The 15,934-nt window shown below is 56.7% G+C and carries 16 protein-coding genes; 5 read left to right on the top strand and 11 right to left on the bottom strand.

Annotated elements, in window-relative coordinates:
- Positions 1-2: 2 nt before the first annotated feature.
- From AC2FFB_RS10810 to AC2FFB_RS10795, 4 genes are read right to left on the bottom strand one after another with little or no spacing between them, the layout of a single operon-like run.
- A complete protein-coding gene (locus AC2FFB_RS10810; RefSeq protein WP_496712743.1) occupies positions 3-1,499 on the bottom strand; it encodes a phosphomannomutase/phosphoglucomutase in 1,497 nt (498 codons plus the stop codon).
- 14 nt (positions 1,500-1,513) lie between these two features.
- Entirely contained in the window at positions 1,514-2,347 is an 834-nt protein-coding gene (gene kdsA, locus AC2FFB_RS10805) for a 3-deoxy-8-phosphooctulonate synthase (RefSeq protein ID WP_142636626.1), read from the bottom strand.
- A gap of 5 nt (positions 2,348-2,352) precedes the next feature.
- Positions 2,353-3,927: a KpsE/RkpR family capsule polysaccharide export protein gene (locus AC2FFB_RS10800; protein WP_496874895.1), complete on the bottom strand. Its 1,575-nt coding sequence runs from the start codon at positions 3,925-3,927 to the stop codon at positions 2,353-2,355.
- Positions 3,905-4,564, bottom strand: a complete 660-nt coding sequence (locus tag AC2FFB_RS10795) for an ABC transporter ATP-binding protein (RefSeq protein ID WP_142636630.1) — start codon at positions 4,562-4,564, stop codon at positions 3,905-3,907. Before AC2FFB_RS10795 ends, AC2FFB_RS10800 begins: the two co-directional genes overlap by 23 nt.
- Positions 4,565-4,792: 228 nt before the next feature.
- Between AC2FFB_RS10795 and AC2FFB_RS10790 the strand changes: the two genes are divergently transcribed.
- Positions 4,793-5,380 (top strand): uracil-DNA glycosylase family protein, encoded by a 588-nt coding sequence (locus AC2FFB_RS10790; protein ID WP_496712749.1) that lies wholly within the window; start codon positions 4,793-4,795, stop codon positions 5,378-5,380.
- Positions 5,373-6,161, top strand: a complete 789-nt coding sequence (locus AC2FFB_RS10785; RefSeq protein WP_281972684.1) for an SseB family protein — start codon at positions 5,373-5,375, stop codon at positions 6,159-6,161. Before AC2FFB_RS10790 ends, AC2FFB_RS10785 begins: the two co-directional genes overlap by 8 nt.
- A gap of 45 nt (positions 6,162-6,206) precedes the next feature.
- Here the strand turns inward: AC2FFB_RS10785 and yghU are convergent, their stop codons facing one another.
- On the bottom strand, positions 6,207-7,085 hold the full coding sequence (yghU, locus tag AC2FFB_RS10780) for a glutathione-dependent disulfide-bond oxidoreductase (RefSeq protein WP_496821906.1): 879 nt from the start codon (positions 7,083-7,085) through the stop codon (positions 6,207-6,209).
- 246 nt (positions 7,086-7,331) lie between these two features.
- Here yghU and AC2FFB_RS10775 point away from each other — a divergent pair, with 246 nt between their 5' ends.
- Positions 7,332-7,850, top strand: a complete 519-nt coding sequence (locus AC2FFB_RS10775) for a YHS domain-containing (seleno)protein (RefSeq protein WP_496712751.1) — start codon at positions 7,332-7,334, stop codon at positions 7,848-7,850.
- A 53-nt stretch (positions 7,851-7,903) separates the two neighbouring features.
- Here AC2FFB_RS10775 and AC2FFB_RS10770 read toward each other — a convergent pair whose 3' ends face one another.
- Complete coding sequence (locus AC2FFB_RS10770; protein ID WP_246097226.1) at positions 7,904-8,581, bottom strand: J domain-containing protein; 678 nt, start codon at positions 8,579-8,581, stop codon at positions 7,904-7,906.
- A gap of 198 nt (positions 8,582-8,779) precedes the next feature.
- Positions 8,780-9,646, bottom strand: a complete 867-nt coding sequence (metF, locus tag AC2FFB_RS10765) for a methylenetetrahydrofolate reductase [NAD(P)H] (RefSeq protein ID WP_496706658.1) — start codon at positions 9,644-9,646, stop codon at positions 8,780-8,782.
- Between the two features lie 93 nt (positions 9,647-9,739).
- Between metF and AC2FFB_RS10760 the strand changes: the two genes are divergently transcribed.
- Positions 9,740-10,645 (top strand): LysR family transcriptional regulator, encoded by a 906-nt coding sequence (locus AC2FFB_RS10760; RefSeq protein WP_142636644.1) that lies wholly within the window; start codon positions 9,740-9,742, stop codon positions 10,643-10,645.
- 96 nt (positions 10,646-10,741) lie between these two features.
- A complete protein-coding gene (locus AC2FFB_RS10755) occupies positions 10,742-11,527 on the top strand; it encodes an inositol monophosphatase family protein (RefSeq protein ID WP_142636646.1) in 786 nt (261 codons plus the stop codon).
- 54 nt (positions 11,528-11,581) lie between these two features.
- Here the strand turns inward: AC2FFB_RS10755 and bhcD are convergent, their stop codons facing one another.
- Genes bhcD through bhcA form a run of 4 tightly spaced genes read right to left on the bottom strand, consistent with a single transcriptional unit; the run spans position 11,582 to position 15,924 of the window.
- On the bottom strand, positions 11,582-12,562 hold the full coding sequence (gene bhcD, locus AC2FFB_RS10750; RefSeq protein WP_496690987.1) for an iminosuccinate reductase BhcD: 981 nt from the start codon (positions 12,560-12,562) through the stop codon (positions 11,582-11,584).
- Between the two features lie 13 nt (positions 12,563-12,575).
- Positions 12,576-13,739, bottom strand: a complete 1,164-nt coding sequence (gene bhcC / locus AC2FFB_RS10745) for a 3-hydroxy-D-aspartate aldolase BhcC (protein WP_496874894.1) — start codon at positions 13,737-13,739, stop codon at positions 12,576-12,578.
- 11 nt (positions 13,740-13,750) lie between these two features.
- Positions 13,751-14,722, bottom strand: coding sequence for a beta-hydroxyaspartate dehydratase BhcB (gene bhcB, locus AC2FFB_RS10740; protein ID WP_281972689.1), 972 nt, complete (start codon positions 14,720-14,722; stop codon positions 13,751-13,753).
- A gap of 11 nt (positions 14,723-14,733) precedes the next feature.
- Complete coding sequence (gene bhcA / locus AC2FFB_RS10735; protein WP_496874893.1) at positions 14,734-15,924, bottom strand: L-aspartate--glyoxylate aminotransferase BhcA; 1,191 nt, start codon at positions 15,922-15,924, stop codon at positions 14,734-14,736.
- Positions 15,925-15,934: the final 10 nt, after the last annotated feature.

The raw sequence follows: 15,934 nt of genomic DNA, 5'->3' as shown, positions 1-15,934 counted from the left end.
GCTCAGATGGTCTGGTCGTAATCTCCGACACCCGGTTCGGTTCGGATAACCGCGTCGATATCCGCAAAAATGGCACGCATCTCTTCTTCGCTTTCGCTGCTTTCGCAGACGACCACCAGATTGGGCGTATTCGACGAGGCGCGGACCAACCCCCAGCTGCCATTGTCCAGAATGACTCGGGCACCGTTGACAGTGACCACTTCTTTGATCGGGCGACCTGCTAGCGTCTCTCCGGCCTCGGATTTGGCGACCAGCTTTGCGACCAAACGGTCGAGTATGTCGTATTTTTCGATATCCGCTGCATAGGGGGACATGGTCGGTGTCGACCATGTTTTCGGTAGTGCCTTTCGCAGGTCGGACATGCTTTGGTCCGGGTTGCGGTCCATCAGTTTACAGATCTCAACCGCGACGCGCATGCCGCAATCATAGCCACGGCCAATCGGTTCGGCCAAAAAGTAATGCCCCGACTTTTCGAACCCAGCCAGCGCGTTGATCTCTTTGACTCGCCGCTTCATGTGGCTGTGGCCGGTTTTCCAATAATCTGCCTTGACCCCGCGGGCCTTCAACTCGGGGTCGCTGGCAAAAAGGCCGGTTGATTTCACGTCGGCGACAAAGGTGGCATTGGGGTAAATCTTGGCCAGATCGCGGGCCATGATCACGCCGACCTTATCAGCAAAAATCTCCTCCCCCTCGTCATCCACAACGCCACAGCGGTCACCGTCACCATCGAACCCCAGCGCCATGTCGGCACCGCTGGCTTTCACGGTATCGGACATGTCGTGCAGCATTTCCATCGCTTCTGGGTTCGGGTTGTAATGCGGGAAAGTATAGTCCAGCTGGTTATGGCTGGGCACGACTTCTACCCCCATGCGTTCAAAGATTTCCGGGGCAAAGGCGGATGCTGTGCCGTTCCCTGTGGCACAGACCACTTTGAGAGGTCGGGATATTCTGAAATCGCCGACCAGATCGTCGATATAGGCCTCTTTCACGCCATCAACGAATTCGTAGGACCCGCCAGGGTGGGTCTGCCCTTCGCCATTCAGAACAATGTCTCGCAGCTCTGACATCTCGTCCGGGCCATGGGTCAGGGGACGTTCGAACCCCATCTTGACCCCGGTCCAGCCATTTGGATTGTGGCTGGCCGTGACCATGGCCACGGCTGGAACGTCCAGATGGAACTGAGCGAAATAGGCCATCGGGCTAAGCGCCGGACCGATATCCTTTACCTGAATTCCCGCCTGTATCAGGCCCAGGATCAGGGCATTTTTTATGGCCAGAGAATAATCACGATAATCATTGGCTACAGCAATCACGGGTTCAATCCCACGCTTGCGCATCTGTGTGCCCAGACCCAACCCCAGTGCGGTCATGCCCGGCAGGTTGATCTCTTCTGGATATTTCCAGCGGGCATCATATTCGCGAAAGCCGGTTGGCTTGATCATTGCGTCGCGCAGAAAGCTCCAGGTGTTCGGAGTCACCTCGGGGTTGGGTTTGGTCATGGGAATACTCTTGTTCAGATCTGGATAGGGTTGGCCTTGGCCAACGCATCAAAACGCATCAATGTATCGATGAGCTGCGGCATCTGGTCCAATGGGATCATATTAGGACCGTCGGAAGGTGCAGTATCAGGGTCCTGATGGGTTTCGATAAAAACCGCACCGATGCCAAGCGAAACCGCAGCGCGGGCCATCACAGGCGCGAATTCTCGCTGCCCACCAGTTGAACCACCTTTGCCGCCAGGCTGCTGTACCGAGTGTGTGGCATCCATTACGACCGGGTATCCCGTTTTGGCCATCTGCGGCAGGCCGCGCATGTCAGCGACCAACGTATTATATCCAAACGAAGTTCCGCGTTCTGTCAGCAGGATGTTTGTGTTCCCAGTGCTTTCGACCTTGCTCACGATGTTGCCCATCTCCCATGGGGCCAAAAACTGTCCTTTTTTGACATTAACCGCCTTGCCGGTTTCGCCAGCTGCGAGCAGCATATCTGTTTGTCGGCATAGAAAGGCAGGGATTTGCAGCACGTCCACAGCCTCGGCCGCAATCGCGCACTGGGCTTCGGTATGTACGTCAGTCAGCACTGGAATACCCAAGGTTTTGCGGATGTCATCCAGAACCTTGAGCCCTGTGTCTATTCCCATACCTCGCGCACCCGACAGCGAAGTTCGGTTCGCCTTGTCGTACGAGGCTTTAAAGACGTACTGCGCCCCGGCGGCGTCGCAGGCCTCTTTCATTTTTCCTGCGATCATTTGGGCATGATCGGCAGTTTCCAGTTGGCAGGGACCGGCGATGATCGTCAGCGGAAGATCATTGCCGACCGTGAGATCGGAGATTTTTACATGTTTCATGTGTCTTACGAGGATACCTGTTCACGAAGGACCGACGCGGTAAGCGAGATCATCAGGTAGATACCAGCAAACAACAGGAAAGCCAAAATCGTATTTTCGAACTTGCGCGGATAGCTGGGTTCCTGACTGGGAACAGGATTGACGGAAACCGTCAGATACCGAACCTGACGATTGGCTTCGGTCCTGGTAGTCTCCATATGCTGCATAGCTGATTGCAGGATCATATCCCGAGCGGCCAGATCGGCCTGTGCCATCTGAATCCGAACACTCAGCCTGGCCAGCGAATTCTCGCCGGCAGAGACATCCAGCATTTCGGCGTTCAATTCCTCCAGCACAACCGTAAGCCGTGCGATATCGGCCTGTGCGCCATCCACCTTGGCTTTGTTTGGGCGGCGATTGTCCAACAAGGCTGCAAGCTGCAGTTCTTTGTCCTGAATAAGCGTCTCGATTTCGTTTATGCGGCCCCGCAACCCGGCAATGACGCTTTCAGGGTCAAGGATTGCGCCTTGCAGCTGAAGCTCGATCAGGTCTTCCTGAGCTTTCTTGCGTTCTTCCTGAGCGCTTACAAACCCTTCCCGGGCATCTTTCATCTGGTCTTCGCGTTTCTTTTCGGTCAGCGCGTTTACCCGTTGCTCGGCATAGGAAATCAGTTCTCGGGAAAACGCGGCCGAAGTCTGGGGGTCAGGTGTCGCCACCTCCATCCGGATCAGGCCATCGGTCGGGTCATATCCGACCGTGATCATGCGTTTGTACAGCTTGTAAGCCTCTTCGAGACTGGCGTCCGGGGACAATCGCTGAATGGGGTCGATCCAGTCCTGTTTGAACACATCAGCGAAACCGGCCTCTGTGTCCAAAAGTTCAAGCGCATCTTTCGATTCCAGAAACTCCTGGGTGGCAACCGAATCCTGCGTGGTCGCAAATTGGGTCCCTGCCAGAAGCCCTCCGATAGAGCCCGCGCCCCCGTCCGCCTGAAGGATCAGAAAGGCAGAGTTGCTGGCGTACATTGGGGTCGCGATCCGATAGAAATAGAGACCCACGACAAAGGTAGGTAGCAGGACAAAGGCCGCAAGCCGTGCAAACAGAGCGAACAGTTTGCGACGGCGGCGGCGGGCGATGTCCCTCTGAATCTGTCCGATTTCACGTTCACGCCGCTCAGCCGGGCTCATCTCGGGTCCGGGCAAGTTCTCTGGTGCATCTTTCACGGTCTGGGGCAGGTGGATCGTGACGCGATCATTCGTCTGCTCGTCCGAAGTTTTCTTTTCCGAGGCAAGGTTCAGCAGACTGGAGCGTTCAAACGGATCAATTCCCTTTTTGCGCAACAACCGAACTGCATCATAGTCCGAAGTCGCCGCAAGACCGTTTTTCTGGGCAAGACGACGTGCCACCCTCAGTTGGCGGCCGGTCAATCCCTCGCGTTTGATAGCGTCGATCTCGGTCCCTACTGGCGGTTCATTTGCTGCGCCGGGCGCCTGTGTGGCCTGGCGAATGCGCGAGATCGCGTCTTCGCGCGTTTCGGCATTTCCCGCAGACCGCCGTTTGCGGCGCCAGTTGTATTTATCAGCCCTGGGTTTGGTAGTCATATAACTGCTTTGCCTCTTCCAAGGTTTCGAACAAGTGAAGCTGACCATCCACTAATACCGCCGCCTGACGCGCGAATTTTTCAAGCAGGGCCGGGTTGTGAGAGACGATGACCAGTGTTGTTGTGCGCAGCCGTTCCTGCAGAATGTCGCCTGCCTTTTTGTTGAATTCAACATCCGTTGTGGCCGGCATCCCTTCGTCGATGAGGTACATGTCGAAATCCAGAGCCAGCATCAACGCGAATGTGAACCGCGACCGCATACCGGATGAATAGGTCGCCAGCGGTTGATTGAAATATTCACCCAGGCCACACAGCCAACTGCAATATGCCTCGACATAGTCCGGGTCCATACCATAGATCTTGGCGATATAGCGCGAGTTCTCCAGAGCCGACAGCTTGTTTGAAACTCCGCCGGTAAATCCCATCGGAAAAGAGACGCGGCAGGATTTGCGAATGACCCCTTCGTCGGGTTTCTCTAGTCCGGCCATCATGTTGATCAGGGTGGTTTTCCCGGTACCGTTCGGGGCCAGAATACCGATGGATGTGCCAAGTTCGACGCGAAAAGACACTCTGTCCAGAATCACCTTTCGGCGCGTCCCGGTCCAAAAGGACTTGCTGACATTTTCAAACTCAAGCATCCAAGGCCTGCGGGTTTATCTTGTTGTTGCTCCGTTCGGATCGGCGAAAGAACGGTACCTCTACGGCGCCATATAGGCCACATTATGTCGAATTATGAAACAAATGATCAATGCGTTCCGGGGGTCGTTTTTGGTAATGTGACTTTTGCATCTGTTGGCGTCTGGATGTGTGTTACCTATCTTGCTTTCAGAACACCAACCACCTGATGCGGCACTGATAGCGATCTCATGAACCCACTCGAAAAAGAAATAGAGGCCTGCCGTATTTGTGCCGACCGATTTGCGGCAACCGAAACCGCGCATGAACCAAGACCCATTGTCTGGTTCCGCAAAGACACGCCCATTTTGGTCTGTGGTCAGGCTCCGGGGGCACGAGTGCATGCGTCGGGTCGCCCTTTTACCGACCCTTCCGGTGATCGGCTTCGGGCGTGGTTGGGTGTTGATGAGGAGCTGTTTTATGACCGTTCGCGTGTCTCGATCGTTCCAATGGCGTTTTGCTTTCCCGGCTATGATGCGCGCAAGGCAGATTTGCCTCCTCCGTCAGTATGCGGTCAGACTTGGCACGATCGGGTCATGGCGGATCTTGGGCCTGTGCCGTTGACCATTCTTGTCGGGGGGCACGCCCAAAGATATCACCTGAAATCACGTGGGTCAGTCACCGAAACCGTCCGCAACTGGCGGGACTATGCGCCGCGGGTCTTTGCCTTGCCTCATCCGTCCTGGCGGAATACGGCTTGGATGAAGAAAAACCCGTGGTTCGAAGCCGATCTGTTGCCGGTTTTGCGCGCACGGGTGCAAGAGGTTCTGAATGACTGAGATTTCGGCTCTGGACGCCGCCCATGCCGCGGCTGAGGCCGCTCCGCAGGATGATGCCGCCCGTCTGCGTTTCTTTGAACGGCTGGCTGACAGTGAGCTGTTCCTGATGCTGACGGAAGAGGCAAAGAACGAGAATATTTCGCCCGAATTGTTCGACGTGGCAGACGGGCGTTTTGTGCTGGCTTTCGATCGTGAAGACCGGCTGGCCCGCTTCGCAGACCGCCCGGTGCCCTATGTTGCGCTGTCGGGGCGGGTTTTATCGTCTATGTTGTCGGGGCAGGGGATCGGGCTGGGGTTGAACCTTGAAGTTGCCCCGTCCTCGATGTTGATCCCGCCCGAGGCATTGGGCTGGTTGGTGGAAACTTTGCAGCATGGTCCCGAAGAGGTGCAACAGCACCTGTCCGAGTTCCTGGCTCCATCGGGGTTGCCCGACGAACTGCTGACAGCTTTGGACGCCAAGCTGGCTACGGCCATTGGGTTGGCGCAAGCCGCCTATCTGGTCAGCACCAAAACGGCTGAAGGTGGTTTCGGGCATTTGCTGGGATTTGTCGATGCCGTCGAAGGGGCAGAGGCAGCTCTGGCTAAGGCCGCGTCCGAAGCGCTTACCTTTTCCGGGGTCGAAGCTGGGGCAATGGACGTAGGTTTTTTCAAATCAAGTGACACGGCCGCAGCGTCTTTGGCGCGGGTGGGTTTGCGGTACGATCTGCCGCAGCCTGAGGCACGTGTGAATGCGCATATCGCTCCTGGGCGCGATCCGGACAAACCGCCTTTGCTTAAGTAATGGCAGAATGGGGCTTCGCAGATTGATCCGCGAAGCCCGGTTTGTTTACTCGGCTGCCGGCTCTAGCTTGTCCTGTGTACGCGTTTCAAAGTCGCCAGCCTCGTGGCGTTCGTGAAGCTGTGTATGCTTTTCGCCGAAGGCACGATTGACCATGCGACCGCGTTTCACGGCGGGACGGGCGTCAATCTCCTTGGCCCAGCGCATGACGTTCTTGTAGGATTCGACGTCCAGGAACTCGGCTGCGCTGTACAGGCGCCCAAGAACCAGTTGTCCGTACCAGGACCAGATCGCGATATCGGCGATAGAGTAATCCTCGCCTGCGATATAGGTTTTCTCGGACAACTCCCGATCCAGAACATCCAGCTGCCGCTTGGTTTCCATGGCAAAGCGGTTGATGGGATATTCCCATTTCTCGGGCGCATAGGCGTAGAAATGGCCAAACCCGCCACCCAGATATGGTGCACTGCCCATTTGCCAGAAAACCCAGTTCATCACCTCTGTCCGTTCGGGCCCGGATTCGGGTAGGAAAGCGTTGAACCTTTCAGCCAGGTGAAACAGAATCGAGGCACTTTCGAACACGCGCACAGGTTTTTCACCGGACCGATCCCACAGGGCAGGGATCTTAGAGTTCGGGTTGGCCTCTACAAAGCCCGAACTAAACTGATCTCCCTCGCCGATGTTGATCAGCCAGGCGTTATACTCGGCCTCTTCATGGCCTAGCGCCAGAAGCTCTTCCAGCATGACGGTTACTTTTACCCCGTTCGGAGTAGCAAGCGAATAGAGCTGCAGAGGATGGCGCCCAGCAGGCAAATCCTTGTCATGAGTTGCCCCCGCAATCGGGCGGTTGATATTAGCGAATTGTCCGCCGTTTTGGCTGTCCCATGTCCAGACCATAGGGGGCGTATAGGTCGATTGCTCGCTCATTTATTGCCTTTCTCAGCAAAGTTCGGGTGAATTATCCGTTCGCTTGAACAGCTAATATTGCAAAGGGCAAAGTCCAACCCTGCCTGTTGGGAAGATTTTGTAACATTCAGTGCAAAAGACTTCACGTTTTCTCATTCGATGTCACAGCGACGCGAGCGGGACTGCGTTCGATCGAGGAATCACCTATTCTCTGCACAGCCCCGTATTCCGGGCCGATCATCCATCCAATAAAAAAGGACCGCCCTTATGAAACGACTTGCCTGGACCTTAGTTGCGACCTTGGCATTTGCCATGCCTGCCCTTGCAGGAGATCAGTATGTGGACGGCACCGGCTATGCGGTGTCGGGATATGACGTGGTTGCCTATCGCAGTCTGGATCAGGTTGCTGTCGGTCAATCACAGCCCGAAGCCGTTCGCGGAAGGTCAGATATTACGGCCGAATACAACGGCGTTACCTGGGCATTCTCGACCGAAGAGAACCGGGACAAGTTCCTGGAAAACCCTGCTTATTATGCGCCGCAATATGACGGTCACTGCGCCTATGGCGTGTCACGCGGTGGCAAGGTGCCTGCGAACCCGAACCTGTGGCGGATTGTTGATGACAAGCTGTATCTGAACATTACCGATGTGGTTGTCGGGTTCTTTGAAGAAGATATTCCCGGTAATATCAATCTGGCTGAAGGAAACTGGCCGGGCATCGAGGCCGACGGGGCCTCCAGCAGCGTGATCCCGAAGTTTACCTCCGAAGGCCCGGTCGCAAACTGAGAGTTCTGCAACGGATGCAAAGCCCGGCATTGATTTGCCGGGCTTTTTGTTTGTCATCCGGCCAACCAGTACTCATCCTGCGTTTGCTGGTCGGCGTTGAATCTGATCCGCACGCTGCGGGCGCCCGGAAATTTCTTGGTCGCAAGCGCAACGGGTACGACAACTTCGCCAGTGCCCGCATCTTTGGACTGAAAGCTCAGAATCTCTGTCTTGACGCGCTTGGAGCCAGCGAGAACACTCGTCGGCAATGCGACGCGGTTAGCACCTTCGCAGACAGGTGCGGAAATGAAATAAGTCAGGTTGCGGCCATGCAAGCCGACAGCGTCCGGAATGTGGTCAGCATCTTGCAGGCGATCCGCATCTTGACTGTCCACCGGGGTGTCCTGCAAGTGGGGCAGCGCCGTATTCAGCATTGCACGACAGGCATCAATATCTTGGGTTTCCAGCTGAATAACGCGTTTGCGCAATCGGGGGCGGCGTGGTTTCCCCGCCGCCGAGCCCGCCAGACCTTTCCCAGCCAGCCCCTCGCTGCGCAGCAAATCATAGGCCGCCTTGGCGTTGGCCAAGGCCGCACCGTCTCCGCCATTCTTGTCGGGGTGGGCTTCGAATGCGATGTTGCGCCAGGCTTCTCGAATGTCATCTGAACTGGCGCTTTGAGCCAGACCAAGTGTGCCGAAGGCATTGGCGCGGGCACTAACCTTGTCAAAAGGTTCCATACTAAATTCACTCATAAACAAACTATACGGCCCCACAATGAATGGGCGGTTGCTAAAGTCAAATTTGTAACAGAATTGAACGGTTTATCGCGACAATGATTAAGGCTGCAGCTGGATTGTTCAAGTGGCCCAGTCAGACAGGGTAATCCCAACTTATTCCGCAAAAACACCCGGGGTTTTGGCCTCGGGTGCACAGTCTGAAACAAGCGGATATCAAGCGACGTTCTGAAGCTCGGCCTTTGGTGTGACTCCAAGGGCAAAGCACACATCCCGGGTCAGTTCCGGCCGGTTCAGGGTGTAAAAGTGGAGCTTGTCTACTCCGCCCTCGATCAGGTCTGAACAAAGTTCTGTGCACAACGCGGTGGCCAGCAGGTCTTCGCGGTCGTCACGAATGGCCTTCTCAAAGGCATTCTCGATCCAATCCGGAATATGTGTCCCGCATCTGCGTGCAAAGTTGCGCGCCCCTTTCCAGTTTTCGATTGGCAGGATGCCCGGAACGATGGGCTTGTCGATCCCTGCCTTTTCACAGGCATCGCGGAAGCGGAAAAAGGTCTCGGCCTCAAAGAAGAACTGAGTCAGGGCTTCGTCGGCCCCAGCGTCCAGCTTGGCCTTTAGCCAATCGACATCGGCGGAAAAATCCCGTGCTTCGGGGTGTTTGTCTGGATAGGCGCCAACACGGATGCTGAACATCTCGGTTTCTGCCAGTGCTTCGATCAATTCGACCGAGTCCGCGAACCCTTCCGGGTGCGGCGCGAACCGATCCTGACCCTTGGGTGGATCGCCGCGCAAAGCGACGATGTTCTCCACGCCCGCCCGAGCAAAGGTATCTGCGATTTCCAGTGTTTCCTGACGTGACGCATCCACACAAGTCAGATGTGCAGCAACAGGCAGGCCAGAGGACTTGTGCAGTGTGGCCACCGCATCGCGCGTCAGCTCGCGCGTGGTGCCCCCCGCGCCATACGTGACAGAAACAAAGCGCGGTTCAAGCGGTGCCAGTGTTTGCACCGTATCCCAAAGGCGGAATGAAGCCTCAAGTGTCTGTGGCGGGAAAAATTCAAATGAAACTTCTGGTCTTGTCATCTCGGCCTCACGGGTGAAATCTCTGACCCTTGTGCCAGCTTACGCATTGTGAGACAAACTCATATTATTCAAGAACAACATGAGTTCCACGCAATGCATATCGAATTCCGCCACCTGCGTACGATCAAGGCGATCCATGAATGTGGCGGGCTTGCCCGTGCCGCAGATCAACTGAACATCACTCAATCCGCGTTGAGCCATCAAATCAAAGGCCTAGAGGATCAGGCCGGGGTCGAATTGTTCTTGCGCCGGTCCAAACCGATGAAACTTTCGGCGGCCGGTTTGCGGCTGTTACGCCTGGCCGAGCAGATCCTGCCGCAGGTCGAGGCGACACAGCAGGAGTTCTCTTCTTTGCGCGACGGGCGCACGGGCCGTATGCATATCGCCATTGAATGCCACGCCTGTTTTGAGTGGCTGTTCCCGGTGCTGGAATCCTTTCGTAAATCCTGGGGCGATGTGGATGTCGATATCCGGCCCGGCCTGGCCTTTGATGCCTTGCCGGCTTTGCAAAAAGAAGAGGTCGATCTGGTCGTTTCCTCGGACCCAGAAGATCTGCCCGGTGTCGAATTCATCGAACTCTTTGACTATGACGCGGTGTTTGTCGCGGCTTCGACACACCCGCTTGCCCAGAAAGAGTTCATTGAGGCCGAGGATTTTCGCGGCCAGACCCTGATTACCTATCCGGTCGAACGCACACGGCTGGATGTGTTCAGCCAGTTGCTGATCCCTGCGCGGGTCGAACCGGCCGCGATCCGGCAGGTTGAGCTGACCGCAGTGATCCTGTTGCTGGTCGCGTCGAACCGGGGGATATCTGTGCTGCCGGACTGGGTAGTGCGTGAGGTGAAGTATAATTCCGACTATGTTACCCGCCCGCTGACCAAGGCAGGCATTACACGTCGCCTTTATGCTGCAGTGCGCACCGAGGACCTTGAGAAACCCTTTGTGCAAGAGCTGATCAAGTTGGCCAAAACCGAGGCGCGCAAGCTGCAGGAGCAATAGGCACAAAACGCGGGTCTGCTATGCGTATCATTCCTCTTGGCAAGGGCGCATTGCCCCAGTATACGCGCGGTTTGACCGGACAGGAGCCTTTGGACAATGGTTGGCAGTGCAAACCTCAACATCATGATCAAAGCCGCGCGCAAAGCGGGGCGTTCACTGGTCAAGGATTTTCGTGAAGTCGAGAACCTTCAGGTGTCGATGAAAGGCGCCGGGGATTTTGTGTCCAAGGCAGACATTGCAGCCGAGGCGATCCTGAAAGAGGAACTGCTTGGCGCGCGCCCGACCTATGGCTGGCTGGCCGAAGAGGGCGGCGAGATTGCCGGCGAAGATCCCACCCGCCGCTGGATTGTGGATCCGCTGGATGGCACCACGAATTTTCTGCACGGCCTGCCGCACTGGGCGATCTCGATCGCGTTGGAACATAAAGGCAAAATTGTTGCCGGTGTGATCTATGACGCCGCCAAGGACGAGATGTTCTTTGCAGAAAATGGCGAAGGCGCATGGATGAACGACACCCGTATCCGCGTTTCGGGTCGTCACCGCATGATCGAGTCGATCTTTTCGACCGGGCTGCCTTTTGGCGGACGGTCTGACTTGCCTGCGACCCTGCAGGATCTGGCACGTCTGATGCCAGTCTGCGCCGGTGTACGTCGGTGGGGCGCAGCAGCGCTGGACATGGCTTATGTTGCTGCTGGCCGGTATGAAGGCTTTTGGGAACGCCGTCTGAATGCCTGGGATGTTGCCGCCGGGATCATCATCGTGAAAGAGGCTGGTGGCTTTGTGCAGGCTTTGAACCCGGAAGGTAACGTGCTGGAGGACGGCGAGGTCATCTGTTCCAACGAGCCCATCTTTGATCAGTTTTCCAAGGTCATCCGGGGCTGAGCCAGCAACAGACAGGTCAAGCAAGCGCGCCCGATTGAGGCGCGCTTTTTCGTTTCAGAGGGTCGCGCGCTGGGCTAGATCGGCCTCTTCAGCCAATCGTGCAGCGACTGAGGCGACTGCAAGATCCTGCAACCCGACCCCGGTTCCATCAAACAGAGTGATCTGATCGTCGCTTGTTCGACCGGGGTGGTCGCCATTGATGACGGCGCCGATGGGCGCGATTGCATCCTCGGTCAAGGCGCCAAGGCTGATGGCATGTTGGGCCTCGCCGATTGTCACGGACTGGGCGACCTCGTCGGTAAAGACAGTCGCCGCAGCGACGAGATCCGCGTCAACCTCCTGTTTGCCTTTGGTGTCGGTGCCCATGCAAGCTAGATGCGTGCCGGGCTTGATCCAGTCTTTCATCAAGAGCGGCTCAAAAGCCGAGGTGATGGTGATGATCACATCCGCCTGTGCGCCCAGCTCCTGTTGGCTGACGGCCTCGAATTCCAACCCAACCTCAGTGGCCACAGCTGCAAGGCGGGGCAGCATGTCGGGATGCGGGTTCCAGGCAATGACCTTTTCGAAGTCGCGCTGTTCCGCCGCCGCCCGCAGCTGGAAAGTTGACTGATGTCCGGCCCCGACCATACCAAGTACTCTTGCGTCTTGCCGCGCCAGATGCGCGATCGAAACCGCCGAAGAGGCCGCTGTGCGCACCGCTGTCAGGTAATTGCCCCCGACAAGCGCGGACAATCGCCCGGTATCGGGGTCGAACAGAAACACCGTGGATTGGTGGTTGGTCAGGCCCTTCGCCGCATTGCCCGGCCAGTATCCACCGGATTTGAGGCCCAGCACCTGACCGTCGCGGTCAAATCCCGATTTGAACCCATAGAGAGCGTCGGCATGGCCCAAAGCCTCGCGGATAACGGGAAAGTTCCACGCGCCACCTTTAGCCATCGCACCGAACACAGCCTGTACAGCGTCAAAGGCCTGCTGGCGTCCTACCAGTTTCTCGCACAGATCTTCGCCTACAATCAGCAGACCGTCGCTTTTCATAACATCCCTCATCTCAATAGGCTTTCCCGCGGGCCGAGACCGGCCACAGGGCTTCGACTTTGCCGCCCCGTACGCCCACATACCAATCATGGACATTGCAGGTGGGATCACAATGGCCCGGCACCAACCGCAGCTTGTCATTGACTTTCAGTACGCCGTCTGGATCCCCGATAACCCCATGCTCGTCCGAGCACTTGAGGTATTCGACATCATCACGCCCGAACACAAAGGGCAGGCCGCTATCGACCGACTGCGCCTTGAGGCCGGCGTCGCAGATGGCCTTGTCTGCTTTGGCGTGGCTCATGACGCTGGTCAGGATGAACAGCGCATTTTCCCATTCTCCCTGATCAATCCGCTGGCCGTTCTGATCTAGAATCCGCCCATAATCCGCGTCCATGAAGGCGTAAGAGCCGCATTGCAATTCGTTGTAAACGCCCGAGTTACTTTCGAAGTAATAGGAACCGGTGCCGCCGCCCGAAACCAGTTCGCACTCGATCCCTTCTGCTTTCAACCCGGCGACAGCGTCTTTGACCATGGCAATGGCTACATCCAGCTTCTCTTTACGGGCCTCATAGGTGTCGAGATGTTGCATCGCACCCTGATAGGCCTGAATGCCGGTGAATTTCAGATTTGGCGCTGCTTGCACAGCTTTGGCAATCTTGATGACCGCCGGTGTCGTGGTTACACCACAGCGCCCTGCGCCGCAGTCGATCTCGATGAACACTTCCAGTTCTGTACCGTGACGCGAAGCGGCAGCCGAAAGGTCGGAGATATTGTCGATATCGTCCACGCAGACAATGATACGTGCGCCGAAATTGGGCAGCCGTGCCAGTCGGTCAATCTTGACCGGGTCGCGCACCTGGTTGGATACAAGGATGTCCGTAATGCCGCCACGGGCAAATACCTCGGCTTCCGACACTTTCTGACAGCAGACGCCGACCGAACCGCCCAACCGTTCCTGCAGCTTGGCCACATCGACCGATTTGTGCATCTTGCCATGAACACGATGGCGCATCCCATGGGCCTTTGCGAAATCGCCCATCTTTCGGATGTTGCTCTCTAGCGCGTCCAGATCAAGGATCAGGCAAGGCGTCTGTATCTCGCTTTCGTCCATGCCGATCGCGGCAGGGATGTCGAAGCCGACCTCGAGGTCTTCAAAATTTACGGTCTTGTTCATGTTGTTTCTCCTTACCCTTTCAGCCAGGGCAGTTTGTCCAGGTCTACATTGCCACCGGTCACGATGACCCCAATGCGCTTGCCTTGGAAAACCTCTGGGTTCTTCAAAATGGTTGCCAGAGGGACCGCCGAAGACGGCTCCATCACCACGCGCAGGTGCTTCCAGGTCAGTTTCATCGCTTCGATGATTTCCTCTTCCGAGGCGGTAAAAATATCGGTCACGTGGTTGGATACGAAATGCCAGGTGTTTTCTTTCAGGGGCACCAGCAGCCCATCCGCAACTGTCTTGGGTGCGTCGTCTGCGATGATATGACCGGCCTTGAATGACCGGTAAGCGTCATCCGCCTGTTCCGGTTCCGCTGCATAAATTGCGGTCTCGGGCGCAAGGTTCGAAACCGTCAGACAGGTGCCTGAAATCATGCCGCCACCGCCGATGGGCGCGATAACGGCGTCCATACCACCAGTCTGTTCCAGCAGTTCGGCGGAGCAGGTGGCCTGACCGGTAATCACACGCGGGTCGTTATAGGGGTGAACAAATTCGCCACCGGTTCGGGCCTGAACCTCGGCAAATGTTGCTTCGCGCGAGCTTGTCGAAGGGTCACATTCGGTGATTGTACCGCCATATCGGCGAACTGCATCCTTCTTGGCCTGCGGGGCTGTGCGCGGCATGACCACGTTGCACGGAATACCGCGGCGGCCGGCCGCATAAGACAAAGACAAGGCGTGGTTGCCGCTGGAATGCGTGCAGACACCCTTGGGCATCAAATGGTCTGCAAGGCCGAATACAGCGTTGCAGGCCCCACGCACCTTAAAGGCCCCGGCTTCTTGGAAATTTTCGCATTTGAAGAACAGCTGCGCGCCGGTCAGGTCATTCAGGTGGTCCGAAACCATGACCGGAGTTCGGCGGATATGCGGTTTGATCCGATCATGCGCGACACGCATGTCCTCGATCGTCAGATCCGCGGCAGAGGGGTGATCCAACATTGTCATTCTCCTTACGCCGCGGCCTCGGTTCGGTTGCCGGGTGTGGCGCGAAAGTGTTCCTGGGCTGCGGCGACGCCAGAGCCCAACGTGATCGGATAGCTTAGATCGGCCATTGCCATCTCGATCGTACAGAGTCCGGACAGGACCATCGCATCTGTCAGACTGCCCAGATGCCCGATACGGAACGCCTTGCCGTGCAACTGGCCCAGGCCAACACCAAAGGACATCCCGTAGGTGTTAAAGGCATGGTCGGTCAGAATGTTGCTGTCGAACCCTTCGGGCACGTAGATTGCGCTGACCGTGTCCGAGTAAAGGTCTGGCGATTGAGCAACCAGTTCCAGCCCCCAAGTATCGACGGCGCGCCGGACACCCTCGGCAAGCCGATGATGACGGGCGTAAACATTAGGTAAGCCTTCTTCAAACAGCATCTTCAGGCTTTCACGCAGCCCGTAGATCAGTTGCAGAGGTGGTGTATAGGGAAACCCTCCGGTCGCATTGGCCGCCATCATATCCCGGAAATCGAAAAAGGTCCGGTGCAGCTCTGCGGTTTCCATCGCGTCCAGCGCTTTCTGGCTGACGCAAAGGATGGCCATGCCAGTGGCCAGCATGAATCCCTTCTGCGATCCCGAAACCGCGATGTCGACGCCCCAGCGGTCGAACTCGAACGGTACAGAGGCCAAAGAGCTGACGCAGTCCACCATCAAAAGCGCCGGGTGATTGGCGGCATCCATCGCCCGCCTTACAGCCCCGATATCCGAAAGCACCCCTGTCGCCGTTTCATTATGAGTGACCAGAACGGCGCGAATTTCATGCGCTTTGTCCCCAGTCAGAACCGTCTGAAATTGGTCGGCGGGGGCGCCGCTGCCCCAAGGGCAGTCGATGACCTGAACGTCAAGCCCGTGACGTGTACACAGATCAATCCAGCGGTGGCTGAAAATGCCATAGCGCGCAATCAGGACCTTATCACCGGGGCTGAGCGTGTTGGTGATTGCAGCCTCCCATCCACCTGTGCCGCTGGCGGGAAAGGTAACGATCTGGGCCGTAGCGGTATCAAAGACCTTCTTTGTGTCTTCCAGTACGGGTGCAAATGTCTGGACAAAGTCCGGCGCGCGATGATCCTGCGTCTGGACCTGCATGGCCAGGCGCAATCTATCAGGTATGTTGGTCGGGCCGGGAATGAAAACCGGGTTTTGGTTCGACATGGCTTGTTCC

The organism is Ruegeria sp. YTSA219 (assembly GCF_059609985.1).
This window is presented reverse-complemented; position numbering and strand designations above follow the sequence as displayed.

What these genes read in the sequence shown, in the direction of transcription:
- AC2FFB_RS10810 (WP_496712743.1), bottom strand. Translation starts at nt 1,499, where the DNA reads ATGACCAAACCCAACCCCGAGGTGACTCCGAACACCTGGAGCTTTCTG.
- kdsA (WP_142636626.1), bottom strand. Translation starts at nt 2,347, where the DNA reads ATGAAACATGTAAAAATCTCCGATCTCACGGTCGGCAATGATCTTCCG.
- AC2FFB_RS10800 (WP_496874895.1), bottom strand. Translation starts at nt 3,927, where the DNA reads ATGACTACCAAACCCAGGGCTGATAAATACAACTGGCGCCGCAAACGG.
- AC2FFB_RS10795 (WP_142636630.1), bottom strand. Translation starts at nt 4,564, where the DNA reads ATGCTTGAGTTTGAAAATGTCAGCAAGTCCTTTTGGACCGGGACGCGC.
- AC2FFB_RS10790 (WP_496712749.1), top strand. Translation starts at nt 4,793, where the DNA reads ATGAACCCACTCGAAAAAGAAATAGAGGCCTGCCGTATTTGTGCCGAC.
- AC2FFB_RS10785 (WP_281972684.1), top strand. Translation starts at nt 5,373, where the DNA reads ATGACTGAGATTTCGGCTCTGGACGCCGCCCATGCCGCGGCTGAGGCC.
- yghU (WP_496821906.1), bottom strand. Translation starts at nt 7,085, where the DNA reads ATGAGCGAGCAATCGACCTATACGCCCCCTATGGTCTGGACATGGGAC.
- AC2FFB_RS10775 (WP_496712751.1), top strand. Translation starts at nt 7,332, where the DNA reads ATGAAACGACTTGCCTGGACCTTAGTTGCGACCTTGGCATTTGCCATG.
- AC2FFB_RS10770 (WP_246097226.1), bottom strand. Translation starts at nt 8,581, where the DNA reads ATGAGTGAATTTAGTATGGAACCTTTTGACAAGGTTAGTGCCCGCGCC.
- metF (WP_496706658.1), bottom strand. Translation starts at nt 9,646, where the DNA reads ATGACAAGACCAGAAGTTTCATTTGAATTTTTCCCGCCACAGACACTT.
- AC2FFB_RS10760 (WP_142636644.1), top strand. Translation starts at nt 9,740, where the DNA reads ATGCATATCGAATTCCGCCACCTGCGTACGATCAAGGCGATCCATGAA.
- AC2FFB_RS10755 (WP_142636646.1), top strand. Translation starts at nt 10,742, where the DNA reads ATGGTTGGCAGTGCAAACCTCAACATCATGATCAAAGCCGCGCGCAAA.
- bhcD (WP_496690987.1), bottom strand. Translation starts at nt 12,562, where the DNA reads ATGAAAAGCGACGGTCTGCTGATTGTAGGCGAAGATCTGTGCGAGAAA.
- bhcC (WP_496874894.1), bottom strand. Translation starts at nt 13,739, where the DNA reads ATGAACAAGACCGTAAATTTTGAAGACCTCGAGGTCGGCTTCGACATC.
- bhcB (WP_281972689.1), bottom strand. Translation starts at nt 14,722, where the DNA reads ATGTTGGATCACCCCTCTGCCGCGGATCTGACGATCGAGGACATGCGT.
- bhcA (WP_496874893.1), bottom strand. Translation starts at nt 15,924, where the DNA reads ATGTCGAACCAAAACCCGGTTTTCATTCCCGGCCCGACCAACATACCT.